The 23,301-nt window shown below is 39.5% G+C and carries 22 protein-coding genes; 16 read left to right on the top strand and 6 right to left on the bottom strand.

Annotation, left to right across the window (positions count from 1 at the left end; all coding sequences use genetic code 11):
- Positions 1-178 precede the first annotated feature (178 nt).
- The 4 genes from ACFSR8_RS02225 to ACFSR8_RS02210 form a co-directional block, all read right to left on the bottom strand.
- Positions 179-919 carry a succinate dehydrogenase/fumarate reductase iron-sulfur subunit gene (locus ACFSR8_RS02225; protein ID WP_380288600.1) on the bottom strand — a complete coding sequence of 247 codons (741 nt, stop codon included), beginning with the start codon at positions 917-919 and terminating at the stop codon, positions 179-181.
- 10 nt (positions 920-929) lie between these two features.
- Positions 930-2,927 carry a fumarate reductase/succinate dehydrogenase flavoprotein subunit gene (locus ACFSR8_RS02220; RefSeq protein ID WP_380288598.1) on the bottom strand — a complete coding sequence of 666 codons (1,998 nt, stop codon included), beginning with the start codon at positions 2,925-2,927 and terminating at the stop codon, positions 930-932.
- A 13-nt stretch (positions 2,928-2,940) separates the two neighbouring features.
- Entirely contained in the window at positions 2,941-3,618 is a 678-nt protein-coding gene (locus ACFSR8_RS02215) for a succinate dehydrogenase cytochrome b subunit (protein WP_380288596.1), read from the bottom strand.
- 149 nt (positions 3,619-3,767) lie between these two features.
- The gene (locus ACFSR8_RS02210; protein ID WP_380288594.1) at positions 3,768-5,651 is read right to left on the bottom strand and encodes a T9SS type A sorting domain-containing protein; all 1,884 of its coding nucleotides are present in this window, start codon (positions 5,649-5,651) and stop codon (positions 3,768-3,770) included.
- Positions 5,652-5,765: 114 nt separating this feature from the next.
- On the opposite strand from ACFSR8_RS02210, the gene ACFSR8_RS02205 reads away from it, so the two are divergent.
- Positions 5,766-7,058 (top strand): aminopeptidase P family protein, encoded by a 1,293-nt coding sequence (locus ACFSR8_RS02205; RefSeq protein WP_380288592.1) that lies wholly within the window; start codon positions 5,766-5,768, stop codon positions 7,056-7,058.
- Positions 7,059-7,112: 54 nt separating this feature from the next.
- Here ACFSR8_RS02205 and ACFSR8_RS02200 read toward each other — a convergent pair whose 3' ends face one another.
- Positions 7,113-8,435 (bottom strand): aspartate kinase, encoded by a 1,323-nt coding sequence (locus ACFSR8_RS02200; protein WP_380288590.1) that lies wholly within the window; start codon positions 8,433-8,435, stop codon positions 7,113-7,115.
- A 127-nt stretch (positions 8,436-8,562) separates the two neighbouring features.
- Here ACFSR8_RS02200 and ACFSR8_RS02195 point away from each other — a divergent pair, with 127 nt between their 5' ends.
- From ACFSR8_RS02195 to ACFSR8_RS02180, 4 genes are all read left to right on the top strand, one after another.
- Positions 8,563-9,219: a hypothetical protein gene (locus ACFSR8_RS02195; protein ID WP_380288588.1), complete on the top strand. Its 657-nt coding sequence runs from the start codon at positions 8,563-8,565 to the stop codon at positions 9,217-9,219.
- 10 nt (positions 9,220-9,229) lie between these two features.
- A complete protein-coding gene (locus ACFSR8_RS02190; RefSeq protein ID WP_380288586.1) occupies positions 9,230-10,003 on the top strand; it encodes an alpha/beta fold hydrolase in 774 nt (257 codons plus the stop codon).
- A gap of 79 nt (positions 10,004-10,082) precedes the next feature.
- Entirely contained in the window at positions 10,083-10,349 is a 267-nt protein-coding gene (locus tag ACFSR8_RS02185) for a hypothetical protein (protein ID WP_186560874.1), read from the top strand.
- A gap of 78 nt (positions 10,350-10,427) precedes the next feature.
- A complete protein-coding gene (locus tag ACFSR8_RS02180) occupies positions 10,428-10,679 on the top strand; it encodes a hypothetical protein (RefSeq protein WP_380288584.1) in 252 nt (83 codons plus the stop codon).
- On the opposite strand, the gene thiL is transcribed toward ACFSR8_RS02180, so the two are convergent.
- Entirely contained in the window at positions 10,676-11,722 is a 1,047-nt protein-coding gene (gene thiL, locus ACFSR8_RS02175) for a thiamine-phosphate kinase (RefSeq protein WP_380288582.1), read from the bottom strand. The two genes, ACFSR8_RS02180 and thiL, sit on opposite strands and share 4 nt — an antisense overlap.
- 84 nt (positions 11,723-11,806) lie before the next feature.
- On the opposite strand from thiL, the gene ACFSR8_RS02170 reads away from it, so the two are divergent.
- The 11 genes from ACFSR8_RS02170 (at position 11,807) to ACFSR8_RS02120 (ending at position 23,278) form a co-directional block, all read left to right on the top strand.
- On the top strand, positions 11,807-13,273 hold the full coding sequence (locus ACFSR8_RS02170; RefSeq protein WP_380288580.1) for a choice-of-anchor B family protein: 1,467 nt from the start codon (positions 11,807-11,809) through the stop codon (positions 13,271-13,273).
- A 15-nt stretch (positions 13,274-13,288) separates the two neighbouring features.
- On the top strand, positions 13,289-14,635 hold the full coding sequence (locus tag ACFSR8_RS02165; RefSeq protein ID WP_380288578.1) for a hypothetical protein: 1,347 nt from the start codon (positions 13,289-13,291) through the stop codon (positions 14,633-14,635).
- 3 nt (positions 14,636-14,638) lie between these two features.
- Positions 14,639-15,412 (top strand): MbnP family protein, encoded by a 774-nt coding sequence (locus ACFSR8_RS02160; RefSeq protein ID WP_380288576.1) that lies wholly within the window; start codon positions 14,639-14,641, stop codon positions 15,410-15,412.
- Positions 15,413-15,415: 3 nt separating this feature from the next.
- Complete coding sequence (locus ACFSR8_RS02155) at positions 15,416-16,480, top strand: cytochrome-c peroxidase (protein WP_380288574.1); 1,065 nt, start codon at positions 15,416-15,418, stop codon at positions 16,478-16,480.
- Between the two features lie 534 nt (positions 16,481-17,014).
- Positions 17,015-17,344 carry a HesB/IscA family protein gene (locus ACFSR8_RS02150; protein ID WP_380288572.1) on the top strand — a complete coding sequence of 110 codons (330 nt, stop codon included), beginning with the start codon at positions 17,015-17,017 and terminating at the stop codon, positions 17,342-17,344.
- Positions 17,345-17,377: 33 nt separating this feature from the next.
- Entirely contained in the window at positions 17,378-17,773 is a 396-nt protein-coding gene (locus ACFSR8_RS02145) for a four helix bundle protein (protein WP_380288570.1), read from the top strand.
- Positions 17,774-17,807: 34 nt separating this feature from the next.
- Positions 17,808-19,256 (top strand): Fe-S cluster assembly protein SufB, encoded by a 1,449-nt coding sequence (sufB, locus tag ACFSR8_RS02140; RefSeq protein WP_380288568.1) that lies wholly within the window; start codon positions 17,808-17,810, stop codon positions 19,254-19,256.
- A gap of 58 nt (positions 19,257-19,314) precedes the next feature.
- Entirely contained in the window at positions 19,315-19,734 is a 420-nt protein-coding gene (locus ACFSR8_RS02135) for a hypothetical protein (protein ID WP_380288566.1), read from the top strand.
- Between the two features lie 94 nt (positions 19,735-19,828).
- Positions 19,829-20,581 (top strand): Fe-S cluster assembly ATPase SufC, encoded by a 753-nt coding sequence (sufC, locus tag ACFSR8_RS02130; protein WP_380288564.1) that lies wholly within the window; start codon positions 19,829-19,831, stop codon positions 20,579-20,581.
- Positions 20,582-20,660: 79 nt separating this feature from the next.
- A complete protein-coding gene (sufD, locus tag ACFSR8_RS02125; protein ID WP_380288562.1) occupies positions 20,661-21,974 on the top strand; it encodes a Fe-S cluster assembly protein SufD in 1,314 nt (437 codons plus the stop codon).
- An 89-nt stretch (positions 21,975-22,063) separates the two neighbouring features.
- The gene (locus ACFSR8_RS02120; protein ID WP_380288561.1) at positions 22,064-23,278 is read left to right on the top strand and encodes an aminotransferase class V-fold PLP-dependent enzyme; all 1,215 of its coding nucleotides are present in this window, start codon (positions 22,064-22,066) and stop codon (positions 23,276-23,278) included.
- The last annotated feature ends 23 nt before the right edge of the window (positions 23,279-23,301 follow it).

Here is a 23,301-nt window from a genome sequence, read left to right as displayed (position 1 = left end):
AATATTATTATTGTGATATTGCAATATCACAATTACATATACCCAAGTGTTGATAGGCGTATATTCTAAATCGTGAAATTTGGTACAAACGCAATAATCGTAATATTGCAATATTACGATTATTATGCTTAGAAAAAAAGGTCAGTACTATCAATCGAGCACTGACCCTTAAGTACTTTTAAATAGAAGCTTTCATCAGCTCCCGATTCATTCTAGCAATATTATCTAAAGAAATACCTTTTGGACATTCAACTTCACAAGCCCCAGTATTGGTACAGTTCCCGAAACCTTCCAAGTCCATTTGGGCCACCATGTTTTTAACACGGTCTGCAGCCTCTACTTGTCCTTGAGGTAACAGGGCATATTGCGAAACTTTAGCTCCAACAAATAACATCGCCGAAGAGTTTTTACAAGTAGCCACACAAGCACCACAACCAATGCAGGTTGCTGCGTCCATGGCTTCGTCCGCGGCATGTTTTGAAATTGGGATAGCATTGGCATCCTGAGTGTTTCCTGAGGTATTTACAGAAATATAGCCTCCTGCTTGTTGAATACGCTCAAAAGCGGTTCTATCCACCACTAAATCCTTTATCACGGGAAAAGCAGCTGCCCTAAAAGGCTCAATGGTAATCGTATCGCCATCTTTAAACATACGCATGTGTAACTGGCAGGTAGTAATACCTCTGTCCGGACCATGGGCTTCTCCGTTGATGTACATAGAACACATCCCGCAAATTCCTTCTCGACAATCATGATCAAAAGCAACAGGTTCTTGGCCTTCGGCAACCAATTCCTCATTCAACACGTCCATCATTTCTAAAAAAGACATATGTTCCGAAATATCGGTCACCTTATAATCTACCATTTGACCCTTTGCATTTGAGTCTTTTTGTCTCCAAATTTTAAGTGTTAAATTCATAGCGTCTTTTTTATTTGTAACTTCTTTCTTTTACTTCAATATTCTCGTAAACCAACTTCTCCTTGTGTAACTTAGCTTCACTTGGCTCTCCAACATATTCCCAAGCGGAAACATATTGGAATTCTTTTCGGCGTTTGGCTTCACCCTCATCGGTTTGATATTCTTCCCTAAAATGTCCTCCGGCAGACTCTTCCCTTTGCAATGCATCTTTTGCAAACAATTCGCCTAATTCCAAAAAGTCAGCCACACGTCCAGCTTTTTCCAATTCTGGGTTCATTTCGTTAGCACTGCCAGGAACTTTAACCTCTTTCCAGAATTCTTCACGGATTTCCTTTATTTCAACAATGGCTTCTTTTAAACCTTTCTCGTTTCTTGACATACCGCATTTGTCCCACATCACCTTACCTAATTTTTTGTGGAAATAGTCCACGGATTTTGTTCCGTTATTGGTAGTGAAAAATTCAATTCTATCCTGAACTGCTTTTTCAGCTTCATCGAATTCTTTAGTATCCGTTGGAATTTTACCTGTTCGGATATCATCAGCTAAATAATCACCAATAGTATATGGCAACACAAAATAACCATCCGCCAAACCTTGCATCAATGCCGAAGCTCCAAGCCTGTTAGCACCATGATCAGAGAAATTAGCCTCACCTATACAATACAGTCCGGGTACGGTGGTCATCAAATTATAATCCACCCAAACACCACCCATGGTATAGTGCACTGCCGGATAAATCATCATTGGTGTTTCATATGGGTTTTGATCTACAATTTTTTCGTACATCTGGAAAAGGTTTCCATATTTAGCCTCGACAATAGCTTTACCTAATTCATAAATTTTCGCTTTTGAAGGGTTGGAAATATTATGGATTTTTGCTTGCTCTGTTCCATAGCGAGTAATAGCATCGGCAAAATCCAAATACACTGCTTCTCCAGTGGCATTTACCCCAAAACCAGCATCACAACGCTCTTTTGCGGCTCTTGAAGCAACATCCCTCGGCACAAGGTTACCAAACGCCGGATAGCGACGCTCCAAATAGTAATCTCTTTCCTCTTCTGACAAATCGGTAGGCTTCTTTTTACCTTCTCGTATTGCTTGGGCATCTTCCAGTTTGGCGGGAACCCAAATTCGACCATCATTACGCAATGACTCGGACATCAACGTCAATTTAGATTGATAATCTCCCGAACGCGGAATACATGTTGGGTGAATCTGCGTATAACATGGGTTAGCAAAATAAGCTCCTTTTTTATGGATTTTCCATGCCGCGGTTACATTACTACCCATCGCATTAGTAGATAGGAAATATACATTTCCATAGCCTCCCGTTCCTACAACAACGGCATGAGCAGAATGACGCTCAATTTCACCAGTAATTAAATTTCTTGCGATTATGCCTCGCGCTTTTCCATCAACAATAACCACATCCAACATTTCATGGCGATTAAACATTTCAATCTTACCACGTGCAATTTGGCGGTTCATTGCGGAATAAGCACCCAATAATAATTGCTGGCCTGTTTGCCCTTTGGCGTAGAAAGTTCTTGATACTAATACACCACCAAACGAGCGGTTGTCTAATAACCCTCCATAATCACGTGCAAAAGGAACACCTTGTGCCACACATTGGTCAATAATATTTGCCGATACCTCGGCTAAGCGATAGACATTCGCTTCTCGGGAACGATAATCTCCACCCTTTACGGTATCGTAAAATAATCTGTATGTTGAATCCCCATCACCTTGATAGTTCTTTGCCGCATTGATACCTCCTTGTGCCGCAATGGAGTGCGCACGACGCGGAGAATCTTGATAGGCAAATGCTTTTACATTATATCCAAGTTCGGCCAAAGTGGCCGCCGCAGAACCCCCAGCCAAGCCCGTACCAACAACAATGATATCAATATGCCGCTTGTTTGCCGGGTTAACCAGATTGATTTTATTTTTATAATCTGTCCATTTATCTTGAATTGGACCTTTTGGTACTTTTGAATCTAAAGCCATAATTTAAGTAAGATTAATGGTGAGGGTTTAAGTGATGATATACTGCTATAACAATGAATAGCAACGGAATTAAAATGGAATAGGCTTTTCCAATTTGCTGCAATGTTTTTTTACGACCAGCAGTAGAACCCATCGATTGAAATGCTGAAGTAAAACCATGGGCTAAATGCAAGCCCAAAAGCACAAAAGAAACGACATAGGCTCCGACTCTAAGGGGGCTGTGAAATTTCTCCACCATTTCGTGAAAATAACGGTACTCTCCATTATGCATACCTGACATGTCTCCTTGTATGTATTTAACATTCAATTCAGGAATCCAAAAGTCAATAAAATGCAAAATGATAAATGCCAAAATTACCAAACCGCTATAAATCATATTTCTACTTACCCACGAGGAATTGGCTCCTCCATTGTTCCTGGCGTAGCTTACACCATTTGCTTTTTTGTTTTTAAGTTCCAGAATAAAACCCATCACAAAATGAAACACTACACCGAATATTAAAACTGGTTGTAACGCAAATTGCACCAGAGGATTTGTCCCCATAAAATGCGAAAGCTCATTAAACAAATCTTCACTGAAAAGAGATGTAATGTTAACCGCTAAATGAATAATTAAAAAGAACATAAGGAAGAATGCAGAAAGTGCCATGGCAACCTTTCTTCCTATCGAAGACTTAAAAAATCCGCCCATTTTATTTTGTTATTTTTATAAGAATTACAAAGGTAGGCATGGGGGCAGTCTTAGGCAAATAACAAATGTCATGTTTTGTTATTTAGAATGATTTTAAAAAAGTTGCTCGATCGTTAAAAAAGCCCTTTTTGAAAAGAACTTCAACACATCTATTCCAAAACAAGTTTTTTTGTAACCGATGCGTTATCCCCCAAAATTTTTATGATGTACAGTCCACCGGATGCATTCGCCATGTTTACAGTTTTAACTTTAGAATCATCTGTGAAATTTTGAACGGAAATCACCCTGCCACTAACGTCATAAATTTCGATTGAAGTAATTGGTATGATGGATTCATTGGTTAAAAAAAATGACTCCTTGGCAGGATTAGGATATACTCTTACTCCGAAACTAAGTTGTTCTTCTTCCACACTTAATGGGCAGGCGGCCTCTGTCATTGTTGTCTCACCACAAACCGCAGATGCTTCACTTCTTGTTTGAATACCATTTGCAGCCATAATGTTATCCGCCGTCAGCTCCTTTTGTGACATCCCATTCGCCAAGGCCCAATGCATTACATCATCCATATCATTGCCATTTGGAACTGGATCAATGACATGGGCCAACTGATGACCATGCCCCAATTCGTGAAGTGCTACACTTTCAAAATCATATTGCGAACTTGTAAGAGTTCCTGTTCCAAAGTACCATGTTTCGGTTGTGCTAAGCGTGTCATCATCATCCACGCTATTGTTAAAAACGATATCCAATTCATCAACAAACCAATTTATCGTACTTCCTCCACAACCCATATACCAAGAGAAGCACTTCCCTAGCGTGCTATCATCTAATTCATCACCATTATCAAAACGAATTACATTATTGCCATCACCATTGTTTTCATCTATTCCAGCAATATCAACTGCTGTAGCTGTTCCACTAACTGTCCAATTTACACCCGTTTCACAAACCCACTTATTAAATGCTCTCATAAAGGCATCTTTGTAGCCAGTTGGCATCATACCTGCACTATGTGGGTCTGGTTCAGTTTCATTAAAAAAATCTGTTTGCATTTCCCATGTATAGCCTCCAGCCCCATTTTTGTCCACGTGTCTGACTTGGTAAGCTTCTGTTCCGGTGCCTGGATTAAAAGGGACATTAGTTTCTGCATAGGACACGGTTAACGTAGATGAGTCCGGAGATGTACCTCCACCACTATCTTCTACATAGATAGTACCCGTACCTGCTAAAGAGGGCACTTGCACTTCAATTCTATCATCTTGCCATAGATCAACTTCTGAATCCAACGCGGCAATGTATGTATCGCCACCATCATCAGCATTTCTAAACCAAACTTTCCCTTGGGTAGCCCCAAAATTTGTCCCGGTGATTGTAAGCACATCCTTTGTGCCAGCAGTAACTGTAGAACTTCCTAATGTAATAGGCCCCGGAGGCATGGCGCTTTTCGAAGCCGCACTTTTCGCCATTTCCTGTTTTGCGTCGTAGGCCTTAAGCGCAACAAACTCTTTCTTCGTATACTGTTTAATTTCGTTGTAAAAGGCATCCGCAATACCCTCTTTTCTTTTAAAAGAATTGGCCGCCAAATTTTCCCTTAGGTTGTATCTGTAAAATCCCTGGGACAGGCCGTACGGTTTAAATCTTTTATTACTCGATTTCCCTGATCTTGAAATTCTTTCATTACTGCCGTTCAACGTAAATAGACCAATGTCGTCCTTATATAAAGTTAATGCTGGGTGCACTATCAACGCTCTTAGCCCAACTGTACCACCCTCGGTAACCACCTCAACCGTTGTTACCGGGTTTCCCTTGAATATCTTGTAAACTTCAACAGTGTTTATGGTATAAATCATTTTGTGGTCCTCATCCCATGTAGATCTTTTAGACACAACTTTTCCTTCTACTACAAGTTCGGACCTCTCAATTTGCTGTTTCAATGACACCTCTTTAAGAAAGCCTTGTGCGTTCAAATCACTTGAATCTATTAGGCTCAGGAGCCCAATAAACAATATGCTAAAACATGTATTCTTTTTCATTTGGTACGACTTAAGCGTTAAAAAACAAAGAGAGGGATAACTCAAATATAACAAATAAAAATCTACTTTTTATTCATACTTTTACGTCAACCACAAAATTAACATCTGCATAACATGAAATATTTGCCCATTGATCGCCAGCTTTTTATTAAAAACAGGAGCAAGTTTATCGCAAAAATGAAGCCGAACAGCCTGGCAGTTTTCAACTCCAATGACATTTATCCAATAAGTGCCGACAGTACGATGCCATTTCAGCAACATCGGGATATTTTCTATTTGAGCGGCGTGGATCAAGAAGAAAGCGTGTTGGTTCTTTTTCCCGATTGCCCAAAGGAAAAAAACCGTGAAATCTTATTCCTAAAAGAAACCAATGAGCATATCGCAATTTGGGAAGGTGAAAAATTGACTAAGGAAAGGGCTTTTGAAGTCAGTGGGGTTAAGACTGTATATTGGTTGCAGGACATGGAAAAGGTGCTGTTTGAAATCATGACGCAATGCGATACCATATACATAAACACCAATGAACACTATCGGTCAAACGTTGAAGTGGAAACACGGGAAGACCGTTTTACTAAGTGGTTAAAAGAAAAATACCCAGCGCATGCCGTAGCCAAAAGCAACCCTGTTTTACAGCAGCTTCGCTCCGTTAAGGAGGACATCGAAATTGATCTTATCCAAAAGGCTTGCGATATTACGGAGAAAGGGTTTCGTCGTATTTTAGAATTTGTACAACCGGGCGTGATGGAATATGAAATAGAGGCTGAATATATCCATGAATTTATCAGAAACCGTTCCAAAGGTTTTGCTTACACGCCAATCGTAGCTTCAGGCAATAATGCAAATGTTTTACATTACATAGAGAACAATCAGGAATGTAAATCTGGAGATTTGATTTTGATGGATGTTGGCGCCGAATATGCTAATTATTCTAGCGATATGACAAGAACTATTCCTGTTTCAGGCCGGTTTTCTGAGAGACAAAAAGCAGTGTACAACGCTGTATTAAAGGTTAAAAATGAAGCTACAAAAATGCTGGTGCCCGGTACATTTTGGGAACAATACCATATTGAAGTTGGCAAATTCATGACTTCTGAACTGCTTGGACTTGGCCTACTAGATAAAGCCGATGTTCAAAACGAAAATCCAGACTGGCCAGCCTATAAAAAATACTTTATGCATGGCACAAGTCATCATATGGGTTTAGACACTCATGATTACGGTATTTTAACCGAGCCCATGCAAAAAAATATGGTATTTACGGTTGAACCCGGGATTTACATTCCGGAAGAAGGTTTTGGTATTCGCATTGAAGATGACGTGGTGATCCAAAAAGCAGGAGCACCTTTAAACCTTATGAAAAACATCCCTATAGAAGTGGACGAGATTGAAAGCTTGATGAATGCATAAAAAAAGGGCCATTATTTAAAAATGGCCCTAAATTTCAAAATCTAATACTGTAATTTACAGAGTGACTAATTCAAATAAATATTTATTTAGCTTTTGAAGTGTCGTTATTTTATTGGTTGTATCTATAAGTAATGAAATATTGTTTCTGCTTCCTCCATAGGAAATCATCCTTATGTTTACGTCCTTTAAAATTTTAAAAAGTTTATAGGTCGCTTTATGATCCACAATCGAGTGACCTACCAAACAAACGATGCTTTGGTTTTTATCAACCTCTATGGTTGCGAATGCCTCCAATTCAGCAACAATTTGTTCCAAATTGGTGTCATCGTCAATAGTAAGCGACACGGCTACTTCCGATGTAGTTATCATATCAATTGAGGTTTTGTACGTCTCAAAAATCTCGAACACTTTTTTAAGGAAACCATGCGCCTGAAGCATTCGCCCAGATTTTATTTTTATGGCCGTAATGTTGTCCTTGGCGGCAATTGCTTTAATACCATTTTCAACATGACTTCTGGTAATGGAGGTTCCTTTTGCCTCAGGATCCATTGTATTTTTAAGCCTTACGGGAATGCCGTCAGTACGAACAGGCAATACAGTTTGAGGATGCAAAATCTTCGCTCCAAAATAGGCCAACTCGGCCGCTTCATCAAAAGACAAATCCGAAATAGGCCTTGTGCCCTCAACAAACCTCGGATCGTTATTGTGCATCCCATCGATATCTGTCCAAATTTGAACTTCCTCTGCTTTAATGGAGGCCCCGATAATAGTTGCCGTGTAATCACTTCCTCCCCTTTGCAGGTTGGAAACCGCCCCGGTATCATCCAAGCAAATGAATCCTTGGGTAATGTAGATTTCGGCCTCACCTGCTTTTTCTAATACTTCTGAAATGTATGCTTCTATATATGGAAAGTCAGGTTCTTTGTTTGCATCTATTTTCATGAAGTCCAAAGCTGGTAATAACGCCGAATTTATGCCCTTTTGTTGCAAATAGGCATTGAACATAAATGTGGACAACAATTCGCCCTGAGCCAAGATTTCATTTTCGATTATTTGTGAAAAGGATTTATATGTACAATCTATCAAAAAGTTAAAACGCTCCGCCACATAATCTTTTACTTGAGCTTTCAAAGTTTCATCCCTTAATAACTCATTAACTACAGCAATATATTTTTCGTGAAGTGCATTGATAGCACTCAACGCCTGATCAACGTTTTGAACTTTAAGACTATCGCCGATGGCCACAAGACTATTAGTAGTTCCGGACATGGCAGAAAGCACCACTATCTTTTGCTCACCGTCATTAATAATTCCCTTTACATTTGCCATGTTCTTAACCGAACCTACCGATGTGCCGCCAAACTTTAAAACCTTCATAAATTTTTGAATATCAATATTAAAAGTCCACAAATTAAAATGGACTGCAAAAGTAAAATACAATAGCACATCACACCTATTTTTTTAAAAAAAGAGTTATTTTTGCACAAATTGTTAAATAATTAACATGAAAACTGTATCTAATTGTGTTGAAGATATTTTGATAACGCAACCCTATTTGGAGGAAGCCCTTTCCCGAAATATCATTAACTATAGTGCTCTTGCCCTTGAACTCACCGAGCCTATTAGCAAAATGCTAAAAAAAGAGGTGAAGCCAGGGGCTGTGATGATGGCCCTTAGGCGTTATAACCCACCTCCTACTTTGGGAAACACCATCAAAATGAGGCGCGTTATTGAAAACCTTGGCGACATTACAGTACGCTCTAATCTAACGGACTTTACTGTAAAAAATTCAGCCACCCTAATTGATAATCACGCCAAAATCCTTGAGCGAATCAATAAAGAGGAAAAGCTGTTTTATGCCTTTACGCGAGGTATCCATGAAAGTAATATTGTGGTATCCAGCAGTTTGAATGATTTTGTAAACGAGCATCTCAAACGTGAATATTTTATTGCTATTCAGGAAAACTTGTCGGCCATTAGTATCAATTTACCTCAGGACAATTCAAAAATTGCGGGGCTATATTATCATTTCTTTAAAAGACTGGCCTGGGAAGGAGTAGTGCTTTATGAAGTACTATCCACTACCAATGAATTCACCATTTTAGTCGAAGATGAATTTGTTGACAAGGCATTTTCGGCCATCAAAAAAGTAAAATCCTAATGTCAAAAGCATGATTTTAGATTTTAAAGGGACACCTATTTTTTATACAGATTCTGGACAAGGGGAAACACTGGTATTGTTGCATGGCTTTTTAGAAAACAGTTCCATCTGGACACCTTTTATAAATGATTTATCAAAAAATAACAGAATCATCTGTGTAGATTTACTGGGGCATGGACAATCAGGGTGTTTGGGATACATCCATTCTATGGAATTGATGGCCGAAACCGTATCCGCCGTTCTAAATCACCTGAAAATAAATAGATGCACCATATTAGGACACTCCATGGGCGGATATGTAGCCTTGGCCTTTACGGAAAAGCACCCGGACATGGTCAGAGGTTTGTGCTTGGCCAATTCAACTGCCAGTGCAGATAGCGAAGAGCGTAAAAAGAATAGGGACCGAGCCATTGTTGCCGTAAAGGAAAACCATAAGATGTTTATTAACATGTCCATTCCCAATCTTTTCAGCCAGGAAAACAAAACCTCTTTTGCAGAAGATATAAAACTATTGAAGAGCGAAGCTCTAAAAATGCCGGTTCAAGGTATCGTAGCCGCTTTGGAAGGCATGAAACTGCGACCCAACCGAGAAAAGATTTTACATTCGAATGTATATCGAAAATTAATGATACTGGGAAAAAAAGATCCTGTTTTAAATTATGATGACCTAATTGAACAAACTAAAGGTCTAGATATAAAAATTGTAGAATTCCCAGACGGTCATATGAGCTTTATCGAGAATAGAGGGCAATTTCTACAAGAAATAATGCATTTCATCGAATAATTTTGCTTTATATCGAAAATTATATATGATTTTTATATATTTACCTCCCCTTAGTTTTTTTAACTTAAAAACTTAACCTATGCAAAATAAGACTACCAAGCCCCGCTTGATACCAAAAATGTATTGCAGCATCTTTGGACATGATTATCAAGTAACCAAGAAAGTAACCTACCACGTAAAAGAGTACACTTGCTCGCACTGCAAAAAGCAAATGACTACCAATAGCAATGGAAACCTTGTTGAGCTGACCCCAAAATTTAAGGAGATAAATGCCATCTTAGAGCGCATTCACCACTCCAGAACAAAACGTTTAAAGAGAAAAGCGTTCGCTTCATCGATTTATTAACTGCTTATTAACATTTTCTGATTGGTTTTTAATACTTTAGAGCCTCTCTCCTAGAAAATAATTTAATATGCGAACAAAATGAGAAGTATTCAGTGCAAGGTGTTTGGCCACGACTACAAAGTGTCACGACACGTTACCTATCATGTAAAAGAATATCGGTGCAGCAATTGCAAAAAGGAGTTAACTACAAACAGCAGAGGTAATTTAACAGAACTTACGCCCAAATTCAGGGAAATAAACGATGTTTTGGAACGCATCCATTTAAAAAGAAGAATGCGCTTAAAAGATTACAATAAAAAGCAAAGTAAAAAACTCCTGGCTGCTGGTTAATCTTCAAAATTTTTCCATCCTTGCGCTTTTAGGGCAATTCTTGTTTCAGCCCTTGTCACCAAATGCATCCCTGCCGACTTCTCTTTTATAAAGCCTATTACGCTTAAATTTGGATTTGCCTTAATTTTAGGAAAATCGTCCTGGCTTACTGTAAACAGCAACTCATAATCCTCGCCTCCATTCAAGGCCACAGTAGTACTATCCATATTGAATTCCTCACAGGTTGAAATCACTTGCGGGTCCAAAGGGATTTTATTTTCATATAAATCGCAACCAACATCGCTTTGTTTGCATATATGCATAATTTCAGAAGACAGCCCATCACTGATATCAATCATGGCGGTCGGTTTAACTCCCAATTCTTTCAACAGCTTAACAATATCATTTCGTGCTTCTGGCTTTAACTGACGTTCAACAATATAAGTATAAGGCTCTAAATCTGGCTGATTGTTTGGATTCACCTTATATACTTCCTTTTCCCGTTCTAAAACCTGCAAGCCCATATATGCCCCTCCCAAATCACCAGAAACTATAAGTAAATCATTAGGCTTGGCACCATTCCTATAAACTACCTCACCATCGGCAACCTCACCTATTGCAGTCACGGAAATCAATAGTCCGGTTGTTGATGAGGTGGTGTCACCACCTATCAAATCCACATCATAAATCTCCGCTGCTGTTTGTATTCCGGCATACAACTCCTCCAAAGCCTCCAAAGGAAATCGGTTGGAGACCGCAATAGATATCGTAATTTGCGTAGCCTTGGCGTTCATGGCATAAACGTCTGAAAGGTTAACCATTACCGCCTTATAACCCAAATGCTTTAAGGGCATATAGCTCAAATCAAAATGCACACCTTCAACCAATAAATCCGTGGTTACCACAACTTTACCATACTTAAAATCTAAAACCGCCGCATCATCGCCCACCCCTTTTACGGTGGATTTCTGTTTGATTTTGAAGTGTTTTGTCAAGTGCTCAATAAGTCCAAATTCACCTAGATCACTCAACTGAGTATATTGCTTATCTTTATCTTCAATCATAGCGCAAAAATAAGAAGCTAATTTTGTTTTCACTATCTTTATACTAAAACAAAAGCTACTTAAGTTATATCTAAAAGGATTGCCATGATATTTTCGCGTTTTTTTTGTGCCACTATTTTGGTGAGCCTACTTGTTGCGTTCACTTTTTCCTGTGATAGTGAACCTGTTGAAATTGTTTCGGTGGCCGATACCGATTCTGATGGTATTGCCGAAGATATTGATAACTGCAATATGATTGCAAATCCAAATCAAGAAAACAATGATGGCGATGCGCAAGGGGATGCCTGCGATGACGATGACGACAATGACGGGGTTGACGATGAAAATGACAATTGCCCATTAAGCCCCAACCCCAATCAAGAGGATGATGATGGAGATGGCATTGGCAATGTTTGTGATGACGATTATGTCAACCCATTTGAACCAATGGCCATTTGCGAAAACGGTTTTGCGGATAATTATCCCTGTAACGGTTATGACCTAATGGCAAATGTTTCGGTTCAAGACATGCTGGGAGCGGGAGCTTCCGGAAACGATTGTTGGGGCTGGGTTGACCCTGACACCCAAAAAGAATACGCCTTGTTTTGCGGGACTACAGGAATGGCTTTTGTTGACATCACAGTTCCAAATGCCCCCGTTGTGATTGGTAGTTTACCCACCGCCACTGTGAGCAGTGCGTGGCGAGATGTAAAAGTTTTTAATAATTACGCCTTTGTTGTCGCTGACCGGGCCACTACACACGGCATGCAGGTGTTTGATCTAACGCGATTACGAAATGTTCCTAATCCTCCCGAAACTTTTACTGCCGATGCACAATACACAGGTTTTGGAAGTGCCCATAATATTGTGATCAATGAAAGTACGGGTTACGCCTATGCCGTGGGAACTAGCAGATCCGGCACATTTGCAGGAGGCCCATTATTTGTTGATATTCAAAATCCGATGATGCCAATGGATGCAGGTGGTTTCTCGGGCTACGCCCATGATGCCCAGGTAGTACTGTATAATGGTCCGGACACAGCCCATATTGGAAAGGAAATTTTAATTGGAAGCAACGAAGATGAAGTTGTTATAGTTGATGTGACTAGCAAGTCCAACCCTGTTTTACTATCTCGAATTAGCTATTCCAATGTAGGATACACGCACCAAGGGTGGTTTACGGAGGATATGAGATATTTCATTTTAGGTGATGAAATAGATGAAATAGATTTCGGCACAAATACCAGAACCATAGTATTTGACTTCTCGGATTTAGACGACCCTAAGTTCCACATGGAGTATCTTGGCACTTCTGCCGCTATTGACCACAATGGTTACGTAAAAGGCAATGATTATTTTCTAGCCAGCTATGCTGCCGGAATGCGGGTTTTGGATATTACTAATATTTCCAGCCAATCCATTACAGAATCCGCCTATTTTGATACCCATCCTGAAGATAACAGTACAAGTTTTCGGGGGGCGTGGAGCGTTTACCCCTATTTGCCCAGTGGCAATATCATTATCAGCGATATGAACCGTGGCCTGTTTGTGGTCCGAAAAAGCGACCTATAATTTCTATTGCTCCCAATGAACAATACTATTGGCTCCGCTATATTATCTCTTTGTTTATGGTTTGGACTGCTTACAAACTGTTCCAAAGACGATGGCAATGTCGACGGTGCAGCAACCCAACCAACGGTTCAATTCGTAAAAGCACTGGGTGGCAGCCTAAATGATAGCGGCCAATCCATAATTAAAACATCAGACGGAGGTTATGCCATTTTAGGTCACACCCAAAGCAACGATGGAGACATTCAAAACAAAACAAATACATCTTTTGACTATTGGCTCTTAAAATTTAATGGCAATCATCAAATACAATGGCAAAAAAACTACGGAGGAAGTGATGACGACAAGGGGATAGATATCATACAAACTTCGGATGTCGGTTTTGCCATTTTCGGCCAAAGTCAAAGTAACGATGGTAATGTCTCCGAAAATGCGGGAGCAGATGATTTTTGGCTATTAAAACTGGATGCTTCCGGTAGGACCATTTGGGAAAAGTCTTTTGGCTTTTTGGGGGCAGACACCGGGACTTCAATTTTGCAAACCAAGGATAATGGATTTCTGCTAGTCGGTGTATTAGACGTAACGGCATCAAACGGACAAGGCAACAGTAAGCTTAAGGCCATCAAGCACGCCGGAGGCGACTATTGGGTCATCAAACTCAACAGCAATGGCGAAAAACAATGGAGCAAATTCTATGGGGGCACTTTTACCGATACGCCTTATGATGCCATACAAACGGCAGACAATGGCTATATAATTGTAGGCTTATCCGATAGTGATGATGTTGATATCAGCGGAAATAAGGGAAGCTATGATTTTTGGATTATCAAAATATCAGAAACGGGTACTCTGATTTGGGAAAAATCCTTTGGAGGCACACAAATTGATGAAGCCTGGGGCATTGAAAGCACCGAAGACGGGAATTATTTAGTTGTCGGAGATACCAGAAGCAATGACATAGACGTTTCAAATAATAACGGCGGCGCTGATATTTTCCTGATAAAAATTTCTCCAAACGGAGATTTGATTTGGGAGAAAACCTTTGGAGGCAACAGTTTTGATGCCGGTCGTTCAATATCAAAAACAATAGATGGCGGCTATATAATATCTGGAAGTTCAAGAAGCTCTGATGGTGATGTCTCTAAAAACAACGGACAGAATGACGCTTGGGTCATTAAATTGAACTCCAATAGTGAAATTGAATGGCAAAAAACCATTGGTGGCTCCGACATCGACGTTGCAATTGATGCCGTTGAACTAAACGACGGCTCAGTTGTTGTGGCAGGCGAGTCATCCAGTTCTGACGCGGATATTGACGATAACAAGGGCTTTAGCGACCTACTGCTTTTCAATATAAAACCTTAAAAAATGAAAAGAATCCTTTCAATTCTAATTATTCTGCAATTGCTCATCGTTTCTTGTGACAATGATGGCGAAGTTGCAGCCTCACAGACTCAAGTCACCTTAAACTTTAGCCATAATTGGGACGGTACAGAAGTTACAGTAGCTGATTTCAATTCCATAAAATTCACCAATGAAAAAGGGAACGAATTAAGCATAGAGCGCCTACGCTATTTAGTATCCAAAATCACTTTTACAACTTCAAACAACGAAAAACTGGTGCTTGCAGGCTATAACTTGGTGGATTTATCAAAAGGTGAAACGCTGACTTTTGCTCCTGGCGGAACAATTCCTTCAAGAACATATAAAAATGTGTCCTTTACTTTTGGGTTTGATAATGAGGACAATTATGCAGAAAATGGTTATGCCAATTTAAATTCAGCATCTTTTGAAGTGCCAGCCATGTTAGGCGGTGGCTACCACTACATGCAAATGGATGGAAAGTTTTTAAATAGTTCCGATGTAGAGCAAGGGTATAACTATCACGCCATTAGAGCAGTGGACAACCCGGGCAACCCCACATTTCCAAAGGATACTTTTTTTGAAGTGAACCTTGGCGAAGTTAACGTAAGCCCCAACTCGGTTATCAATATCGAAATGAATGTTGCAGAATGGTTTAAAAATCCAAACATGTGGGATTTGAACATACTGAACCAGTCTTTGATGCCCAATTCTTCTGCCCAAATTATGATGTATGAAAACGGGCAAAATGTGTTCAGTCTGAAATCTGAATCGCCTTAAATAATGATTCGAAAGCCACTCATATTGATTCTTTTGTGTATCACTTTTTCCTGTGAAGAAGAATCCAGTAGTACTGTGTTTTCCAAACCTACACCAAGCCCACTCCAAATTCCAAAACTGTTTTCCGATAACATATTAAACCCTGTAATCCCAATCGATAACCCACAGACCGTTGAAGGGATTGCCCTTGGAAAAAAACTGTTTTTTGACCCTATTTTATCGATTGACAATTCACAGTCCTGTGCAGATTGCCACGCTCCCGAAAATGCATTTACAGATAGCGATAGGTTCAGTGATGGGGTGGATGGTATCCGAGGTAACAGAAACTCTATGCCACTTTTTAATTTGGCTTGGCACTATGATGAAACATTCTTCTGGGACGGCAACGCCTTCAGTTTAGAACACCAAGCTTTTATTCCCGTTACCGACCCGATCGAAATGAAAAGTTCATGGGTAAATGTCGAACAAAAACTGCAACAACATTCCGAATACCCTAATCTTTTCGAACAAGCTTTTGGCACCTCGACTATTGATTCCAATTTAGTAACAAAAGCTATTGCTCAATTTGAGCGCACCTTAATTTCGGCCAATTCAAAATTTGACAAATTTCTATTAGGTGAAGTCGAACTGACTCCTGAAGAACTCAATGGGTTTAATGTTTTTATGGATGAAACCAGAGGCGATTGCTTCCATTGCCACGGCAGTGAAAAAAACCCTTTATGGACAGATAATTTATTTCACAATAATGGTTTGGATGAAACCTTTACAGACTTAGGTTTAGGGGCTGTTACCGGAGATCCATCGGATAACGGAAAATTCAGATCCCCATCACTTCGGAATTTAAAATTCACGGCACCTTATATGCACGATGGTAGATTTGCAACCATAGATGAAGTGATTAATCATTATAGTGAAGGTCTGAAACGCTCGGGTACAATTGACCCATTAATGAAAAAAATCGACCAAGGCGGTGTTGGTTTGACCGAAAAGGACAAAGCAGATTTAAAAGCATTTTTACTATCACTCTCGGATGATGAATTTGTAAACAATGTTGCTTTCAGCGAATAGACAACCTTTGAATCGTGCTTTTTGTCGAATAAAAAAGTATTTCATCTGATTTTAGAGTCGTTTTGCCTATCTTGTAGGAGCAAACCAATGGCACATGACATCTTCACCAAGTTCAAACCTGCTTTGTTACCTCTACGGACATAATTTTTTCCGTAAGGACGACGAACACCCCAAATCACCCATAGTCATATGCAAAAACTGCAAACAAACTTTTGAGTTTAATGAATCTGGGGAAATAATTCAACCCCGCAAAGCCACATCTAACAGTGGTTCAAAAGCTCTAAAAAAATACAGGAAAAGTGGGTAATAGTGCATTTCGACTTAACAACTACCATGTCCTCGCGCCACTTAATTAGCTTTACAAACATCCTATTCAAAACCATAACAAAAACCTATAAACCCATATGCTAATATAATGTTAGGTTATGCGAAATTCCATGACTTATATTGTATATTTGTCCTCTATTTAGAAACTGTCTTAATAACAGGGCGTTATCGCCAATAGATATAGGGACTAAATTTAAAAGAAAACAAATGATAAAAGTATCTGATACAGCTAAGAAGAAAGTGATTGAGCTTATGGCTGACGATGGCTATAGCGCTACCACGGATTATGTCCGTGTAGGTGTGAAAAGTGGTGGTTGTTCAGGTTTGTCCTATGACTTAAAATTTGATAAAGAACAGCAGGACGGCGATAAGGTTTTTGAAGACAATGGTGTAAAAATTATTGTAGATAAAAAAAGTTTCCTTTACCTGATTGGAACTACTTTGGAATATTCGGGCGGGTTGAACGGCACCGGTTTCGTTTTTAATAATCCCAACGCCAATCGCACCTGCGGTTGTGGCGAATCATTTTCACTCTAAAAATTCAAAGTTCAAAATTCTTAATTCAAAGTTATGGCAACCATAAAGCAATTTGAAGATTTGGAAATTTGGAAGTTAGCTAGGGCATTGTGTGATGATATCAATAAAATATCCAACAAAACTGGATTGAGAAATGATTACAAACTTTATGGTCAAATAGATGGTTCTTCAGGTTCTGTAATGGATAATATTGCTGAAGGTTTTGAAAGAAATGGCAATAAGGAGTTTCATCAGTTTTTATCAATATCCAAGGCTTCTTTTGGCGAAACCAGGTCTCAACTTTACAGGGTTTTGGATAGAGATTATATTAACAACGAAGAGTTCAATAAACTAAAAGAGCAAACTATTACCTTGAGTAAAATGATTGGAGGTTTTATGAACTATTTAAAGAAAAGTGATTTAAAGGGAAGCAAATACAAAACGGATTAGCCCAACTTTGAATTTTAAATTTTAAACTCGGAACATGAGTAAATACACTGAAGACGATTTAAGGGAGGAACTGAAAACCAAAGAATACGAATATGGTTTTTACACGGATATCGAATCGGACACCTTTCCAAACGGTTTAAATGAAGATATTGTTCGTGCCATTTCCAAAAAGAAGGAAGAGCCTGAATGGATGACTGCATGGCGCTTAGAAGCTTTCCGAATTTGGAAGGATATGGAAGAACCTGAGTGGGCAAATGTCACCTATGAAAAGCCAGATTTTCAAGGGATATCATACTATTCAGCTCCAAACAGCAAACCGAAATACGACAGTTTAGATGAAGTAGATCCTGAACTTTTGGCAACGTTTGACAAGTTGGGGATTTCTTTAGATGAGCAGAAAAAATTAGCAGGGGTAGCCATGGATGTCGTTGTAGACTCCGTTTCAGTGGCCACCACCTTTAAAAAGACCTTAGCCGAACAGGGCATTATTTTTATGAGTATTTCCGAAGCCATCCAAGAGCATCCGGAACTGGTCAAAAAATATATTGGTACTGTTGTGCCCCAAAAGGATAATTTCTACGCAGCGTTAAATTCCGCGGTATTTAGTGATGGCTCGTTTTGCTACATTCCAAAAGGTGTTAAATGCCCAATGGAGCTATCCACATATTTTAGAATCAATCAAGCTGGTACTGGTCAGTTCGAAAGAACTTTAGTGATTGCCGATAAAGGCAGTTATGTAAGCTATTTGGAAGGCTGTACTGCACCAAGCCGTGATGAAAACCAGTTACACGCTGCGGTGGTAGAATTGATTGCTTTGGATGATGCAGAAATTAAATATTCCACTGTTCAAAACTGGTTCCCTGGCAATGCCGAAGGTAAAGGTGGGGTTTATAACTTTGTAACAAAAAGAGGCCTTTGCGAAACCAATGCAAAGATCTCATGGACACAGGTAGAAACAGGTTCGGCCATAACTTGGAAGTACCCATCTTGTGTTTTAAAAGGCAATAATTCCGTTGGCGAATTTTATTCTATTGCGGTTACTAATAATTATCAGCAGGCAGACACGGGAACAAAAATGATTCATTTGGGAAAGAACACCAAGTCAACCATCATTTCAAAAGGCATTTCGGCTGGAAAGTCTCAGAATAGTTATCGGGGTTTAGTGCAGATCAACTCTAGGGCTGAAAACGCACGTAATTTTTCGCAATGTGATAGTTTACTGATGGGTAACGAATGTGGGGCACACACGTTTCCTTATATCGAAACCAAAAATAAATCTGCAAAAATTGAGCATGAGGCTACCACCAGTAAAATAGGAGAAGACCAAATCTTTTATTGCAACCAAAGAGGCATTGATACTGAAAAGGCCATCGCGTTAATTGTTAACGGCTTTAGCAAGGAAGTATTAAATAAACTGCCCATGGAATTTGCCGTTGAGGCCCAAAAATTATTAGAAATCAGTTTAGAAGGAAGTGTTGGATAAACTAAATGAAATGTCACACTGAGCGCAGTCGAAGTGTCTCCTTAAATTAAAGCATACAATGAAAAAACTACTTTTTACGATTTTATTCCTAAGCGCCATAGTGAGCTGTAAAAAAGAAACGAAAACACAAAATTCGGAGGAGGCAGATTCCACCGAAAACCTTGAAAGAACAGCCAAACAAAGCGATGGTCTTACCTTGCTAAAAGGCGAGTTTGTATATTACGATGGGGCTGCGGTTTTACAAACGCATGCCGCAATTTATGGTGTGCTTATTACAGATAGATTGGAGGACTTAAATAAAGAAGCCCAAAAATTCAAAAAAGAACCAACCGATATGGTTTTGGTAGAAATTAGAGGTAAAATTACAAACGATAAACACGATACCATTCTTTGGGAAAATAAGGTTGAAATTGTTGAAATATTAAACGTAAAACCTGTTTCAGGAGAAGAAAACAATATTGTAAAATTAGGAAGTTAACAGCAATGTTCAAATCACAAATTCCAAATCACAAAACATTAGCCTGCATTGCATATTTGGAATTTAGAATTTTAATTTTTGGAATTTAAAAACTATGTTGAAAATAAACAATTTACACGCAAGTGTTGAGGACAAAACGATTTTAAGGGGTGTAAACCTAGAGGTGAAACCTGGAGAAGTACACGCCATTATGGGACCTAACGGTTCTGGAAAAAGTACGCTGGCTTCTGTAATCGCCGGAAGAGAAGACTATGAGGTAACCGAAGGAAGCATCGTTTTTGAAGGCGAAGATATTGATGAATTGGCAGCTGAAGAGCGTGCTCATAAAGGTATATTCCTGTCCTTTCAATATCCAGTTGAGATACCTGGGGTGTCAGTAACCAATTTTATGAAAACGGCCATTAATGAATCGCGCAAAGCGAGAGGCCTGGAGGACATGCCCGCAAAAGATATGCTCAAATTAATTCGTGAAAAATCGGAACTTTTGGAAATCGACAGAAAATTTTTATCGCGTTCCTTAAACGAAGGGTTTTCAGGTGGAGAAAAGAAACGAAACGAAATTTTTCAAATGGCGATGCTAGAGCCGAAATTGGCCATTTTGGACGAAACCGATTCAGGCTTGGATATCGATGCGCTTCGTATCGTGGCCAACGGTGTTAATAAATTAAAAAGCAAGGACAATGCAGTGGTAGTTATTACCCATTACCAGCGTTTATTGGATCATATCGTTCCAGATTATGTACATGTTTTACACCAAGGTAGAATCGTAAAATCAGGATCAAAAGAATTGGCCCACGAGCTAGAGGCCAAAGGTTATGATTGGATTAAGGAAGAAGTTGGCGCATAGCGCCAGTAACCAGTGCACAGTCGCAGTAGACAGTTAGGACAACTGAACACTGAACACTGAACACTGAACACTGAAAAACATGAGTTTAAAAGAAAAATTAGTATCATCATTTTTAGCCTTCGAAAATCGGGTGGACATAGATGCTTATGCACACGATGTAAGATCGGATGCTATCAAGATTTTTGAAGAAAAAGGTTTTCCTTCCAAAAAAGACGAGGCATGGAAATATACCTCATTAAATAGTATTTTAAAAGAGGATTACAGCGTTTTTCCAAGACAGGAAAACGCCCTCGAATATCGTGAGGTTAAGAAGTATTTCATTCATGATATTGATTCCTATAAGATAATTTTTGTTGACGGAAAGTACTCCTCTCATTTATCACAAACAACTCACGATGGAATGGATATTTGCTTAATGTCTGCCGCTTTAAGCAAACCAAAATATCAACTCATTATTGAAAACTACTTTAATAAAGTCGCTGAAAAAGACAGCTTATCTTCTTTGAACACTGCGTTTTCAAGTGAAGGAGCTTATATTCACATTCCGAAGAATAAAATCGTTGAAAAACCTATTCAAATATTACATTTTTACACGGGAAACGAGTCGGCCACCATGTTGCAGCCACGCAATTTGATTGTAGTTGACGAGAATTCCCATGTGCAAATTATCGAGCGCCATCAAAGTTTGACGGATAATCCAGTTTTGACCAATAGTGTTACGGAGGTTTTCGCCAACAAACGTGCCATAGTTGATTACTACAAAATTCAAAACGACAAACAAACGGCGTCTCTAATTGACAATACCTTTATCAAACAAAAAAGGGAAAGTCTCGCTTCGGTTCATACTTTCACCTTTGGAGGGAAATTGACTCGAAACAACCTAAACTTTTATCAGCACGGCGAGCGTATTGATTCCACTTTAAAAGGCATTACCATTATTGGAGACAAACAACATGTTGATCACAACACTTTGGTACACCATATTGAGCCAAATTGTGAAAGCCACCAAGATTATAAAGGTATTTTTGGAGACCGCTCCACCGGTGTTTTTAACGGAAAGGTTGTTGTCGAAAAAGAGGCCCAAAAAACCAACGCCTTTCAGGCCAATAACAATATTTTGGTTAGTGATAAAGCCACGATAAACACCAAACCTCAATTGGAAATTTTTGCAGACGACGTCAAATGTTCGCACGGGTGTACTGTGGGCCAGTTGGATGAAAGTGCCATGTTCTATATGCGTTCACGAGGTATCCCAGAAAAGGAAGCCCGTGCTTTGTTGATGTTTGCGTTTAGCAACAATGTACTGGAATCTGTTAAAATTCCTGAGTTGAAACAACGTATCACAAAAATTATTGCCAATAAATTAGGTGTAAATATTGGATTCGATCTATAAAATTTTTATTTGAAGCTAATCCCGCTTTCGGCAGTCGCTCTCTGCGAGGAGCTTCAACAAATGCCTCGATCGGGGCTAACCTATCTGCCATGTTCAATATTGAAGACATACGAAAAGACTTCCCTATACTATCACGACAGGTAAACGGAAAGCCTTTGGTGTATTTTGATAATGCGGCCACTTCACAAACCCCACAGCAGGTGATTGATGTGATTGTGGATTATTATTCAAATTACAATGCCAACATTCATCGTGGGGTGCATACCTTAAGTCAAGAAGCCACAGATTTATACGAAGACGCACGGCAAAAAATCCAAAAACATTTTAATGCCAAATTTTCGCATGAAATTATATTTACTTCGGGCACAACGCATGGCATCAATTTGGTGGCGAACGGATTCGGTTCTTTCCTAAAAAAAGGGGATGACATCATTGTATCGGCCTTGGAGCATCACAGTAATATTGTGCCATGGCAAATGCTTTGCGAACACACCGGTGCCACACTGAAAGTCATTCCGATGAACGAAGATGGCGAACTCATCATGACGGCCTATGACAAGTTGTTGTCCGATAACACAAAACTGGTCTTCGTCAACCATATTTCCAATGCCTTGGGAACCATCAACCCCATTGAATATATTATCGAAAAAGCCCACGGAGTTGGTGCGGCGGTATTGATTGACGGGGCCCAATCGGCACCTCATTTAATTCCCGATGTTCAAAAATTAGATGTTGATTTTTATGTGACCTCCGCCCACAAAATGTGTGGTCCAACGGGGATGGGAATGCTTTACGGAAAAGAATCTTGGCTTAAAAAATTGCCCCCTTATCAAGGCGGAGGCGAGATGATAGCCGAAGTTACTTTTGAAAAAACAACATACGCCGATTTACCTCATAAATTTGAAGCTGGTACACCAAATATTTGTGGAGGCATTGCCTTCGGCGCCGCGGTAGATTATTTGAATTCCATTGGTTTTGACAACATCGCCAGTTACGAAAATGAGCTGTTACATTATGCTACTGAAAAACTTCTCGCTATCGATGGTTTAAAAATCTACGGAACTTCAAATCACAAAACCTCCGTGATTTCCTTTAACCTAAAAGGCATTCACCCGTATGACGTGGGGACGATTTTGGACAAAATGGGCATTGCCGTCAGGACTGGTCACCACTGCGCCCAACCGATAATGGATTTTTATAAAATCCCTGGGACGATTCGCGCCTCCTTTGCCTTTTATAATACCAAAGCGGAAATTGATGCCATGGTGGAAGGCGTGAAGAAGGCGAAAATGATGCTGTCATAAATAAAGTCTTGTCAACCTGAACT

Origin of the sequence: Hyunsoonleella rubra (assembly GCF_042684665.1) — a bacterium.
Classification (GTDB): domain Bacteria; phylum Bacteroidota; class Bacteroidia; order Flavobacteriales; family Flavobacteriaceae; genus Jejuia; species Jejuia rubra.
The sequence above is the reverse complement of the archived record's forward strand: the minus strand, read 5'-3'. Positions and strand labels throughout refer to the sequence as shown.

Bases quoted from the DNA above. Each gene is read 5' to 3' on its own strand.
- ACFSR8_RS02200 (WP_380288590.1), bottom strand. From the start codon at position 8,435: ATGAAGGTTTTAAAGTTTGGCGGCACATCGGTAGGTTCGGTTAAGAAC.
- sufD (WP_380288562.1), top strand. From the start codon at position 20,661: ATGAGTTTAAAAGAAAAATTAGTATCATCATTTTTAGCCTTCGAAAAT.
- ACFSR8_RS02185 (WP_186560874.1), top strand. From the start codon at position 10,083: ATGCAAAATAAGACTACCAAGCCCCGCTTGATACCAAAAATGTATTGC.
- ACFSR8_RS02180 (WP_380288584.1), top strand. From the start codon at position 10,428: ATGAGAAGTATTCAGTGCAAGGTGTTTGGCCACGACTACAAAGTGTCA.
- ACFSR8_RS02205 (WP_380288592.1), top strand. From the start codon at position 5,766: ATGAAATATTTGCCCATTGATCGCCAGCTTTTTATTAAAAACAGGAGC.
- sufB (WP_380288568.1), top strand. From the start codon at position 17,808: ATGAGTAAATACACTGAAGACGATTTAAGGGAGGAACTGAAAACCAAA.
- ACFSR8_RS02155 (WP_380288574.1), top strand. From the start codon at position 15,416: ATGATTCGAAAGCCACTCATATTGATTCTTTTGTGTATCACTTTTTCC.
- ACFSR8_RS02135 (WP_380288566.1), top strand. From the start codon at position 19,315: ATGAAAAAACTACTTTTTACGATTTTATTCCTAAGCGCCATAGTGAGC.
- thiL (WP_380288582.1), bottom strand. From the start codon at position 11,722: ATGATTGAAGATAAAGATAAGCAATATACTCAGTTGAGTGATCTAGGT.
- ACFSR8_RS02225 (WP_380288600.1), bottom strand. From the start codon at position 919: ATGAATTTAACACTTAAAATTTGGAGACAAAAAGACTCAAATGCAAAG.
- sufC (WP_380288564.1), top strand. From the start codon at position 19,829: ATGTTGAAAATAAACAATTTACACGCAAGTGTTGAGGACAAAACGATT.
- ACFSR8_RS02160 (WP_380288576.1), top strand. From the start codon at position 14,639: ATGAAAAGAATCCTTTCAATTCTAATTATTCTGCAATTGCTCATCGTT.
- ACFSR8_RS02220 (WP_380288598.1), bottom strand. From the start codon at position 2,927: ATGGCTTTAGATTCAAAAGTACCAAAAGGTCCAATTCAAGATAAATGG.
- ACFSR8_RS02120 (WP_380288561.1), top strand. From the start codon at position 22,064: ATGTTCAATATTGAAGACATACGAAAAGACTTCCCTATACTATCACGA.
- ACFSR8_RS02195 (WP_380288588.1), top strand. From the start codon at position 8,563: ATGAAAACTGTATCTAATTGTGTTGAAGATATTTTGATAACGCAACCC.
- ACFSR8_RS02210 (WP_380288594.1), bottom strand. From the start codon at position 5,651: ATGAAAAAGAATACATGTTTTAGCATATTGTTTATTGGGCTCCTGAGC.
- ACFSR8_RS02150 (WP_380288572.1), top strand. From the start codon at position 17,015: ATGATAAAAGTATCTGATACAGCTAAGAAGAAAGTGATTGAGCTTATG.
- ACFSR8_RS02215 (WP_380288596.1), bottom strand. From the start codon at position 3,618: ATGGGCGGATTTTTTAAGTCTTCGATAGGAAGAAAGGTTGCCATGGCA.
- ACFSR8_RS02190 (WP_380288586.1), top strand. From the start codon at position 9,230: ATGATTTTAGATTTTAAAGGGACACCTATTTTTTATACAGATTCTGGA.
- ACFSR8_RS02145 (WP_380288570.1), top strand. From the start codon at position 17,378: ATGGCAACCATAAAGCAATTTGAAGATTTGGAAATTTGGAAGTTAGCT.
- ACFSR8_RS02165 (WP_380288578.1), top strand. From the start codon at position 13,289: ATGAACAATACTATTGGCTCCGCTATATTATCTCTTTGTTTATGGTTT.
- ACFSR8_RS02170 (WP_380288580.1), top strand. From the start codon at position 11,807: ATGATATTTTCGCGTTTTTTTTGTGCCACTATTTTGGTGAGCCTACTT.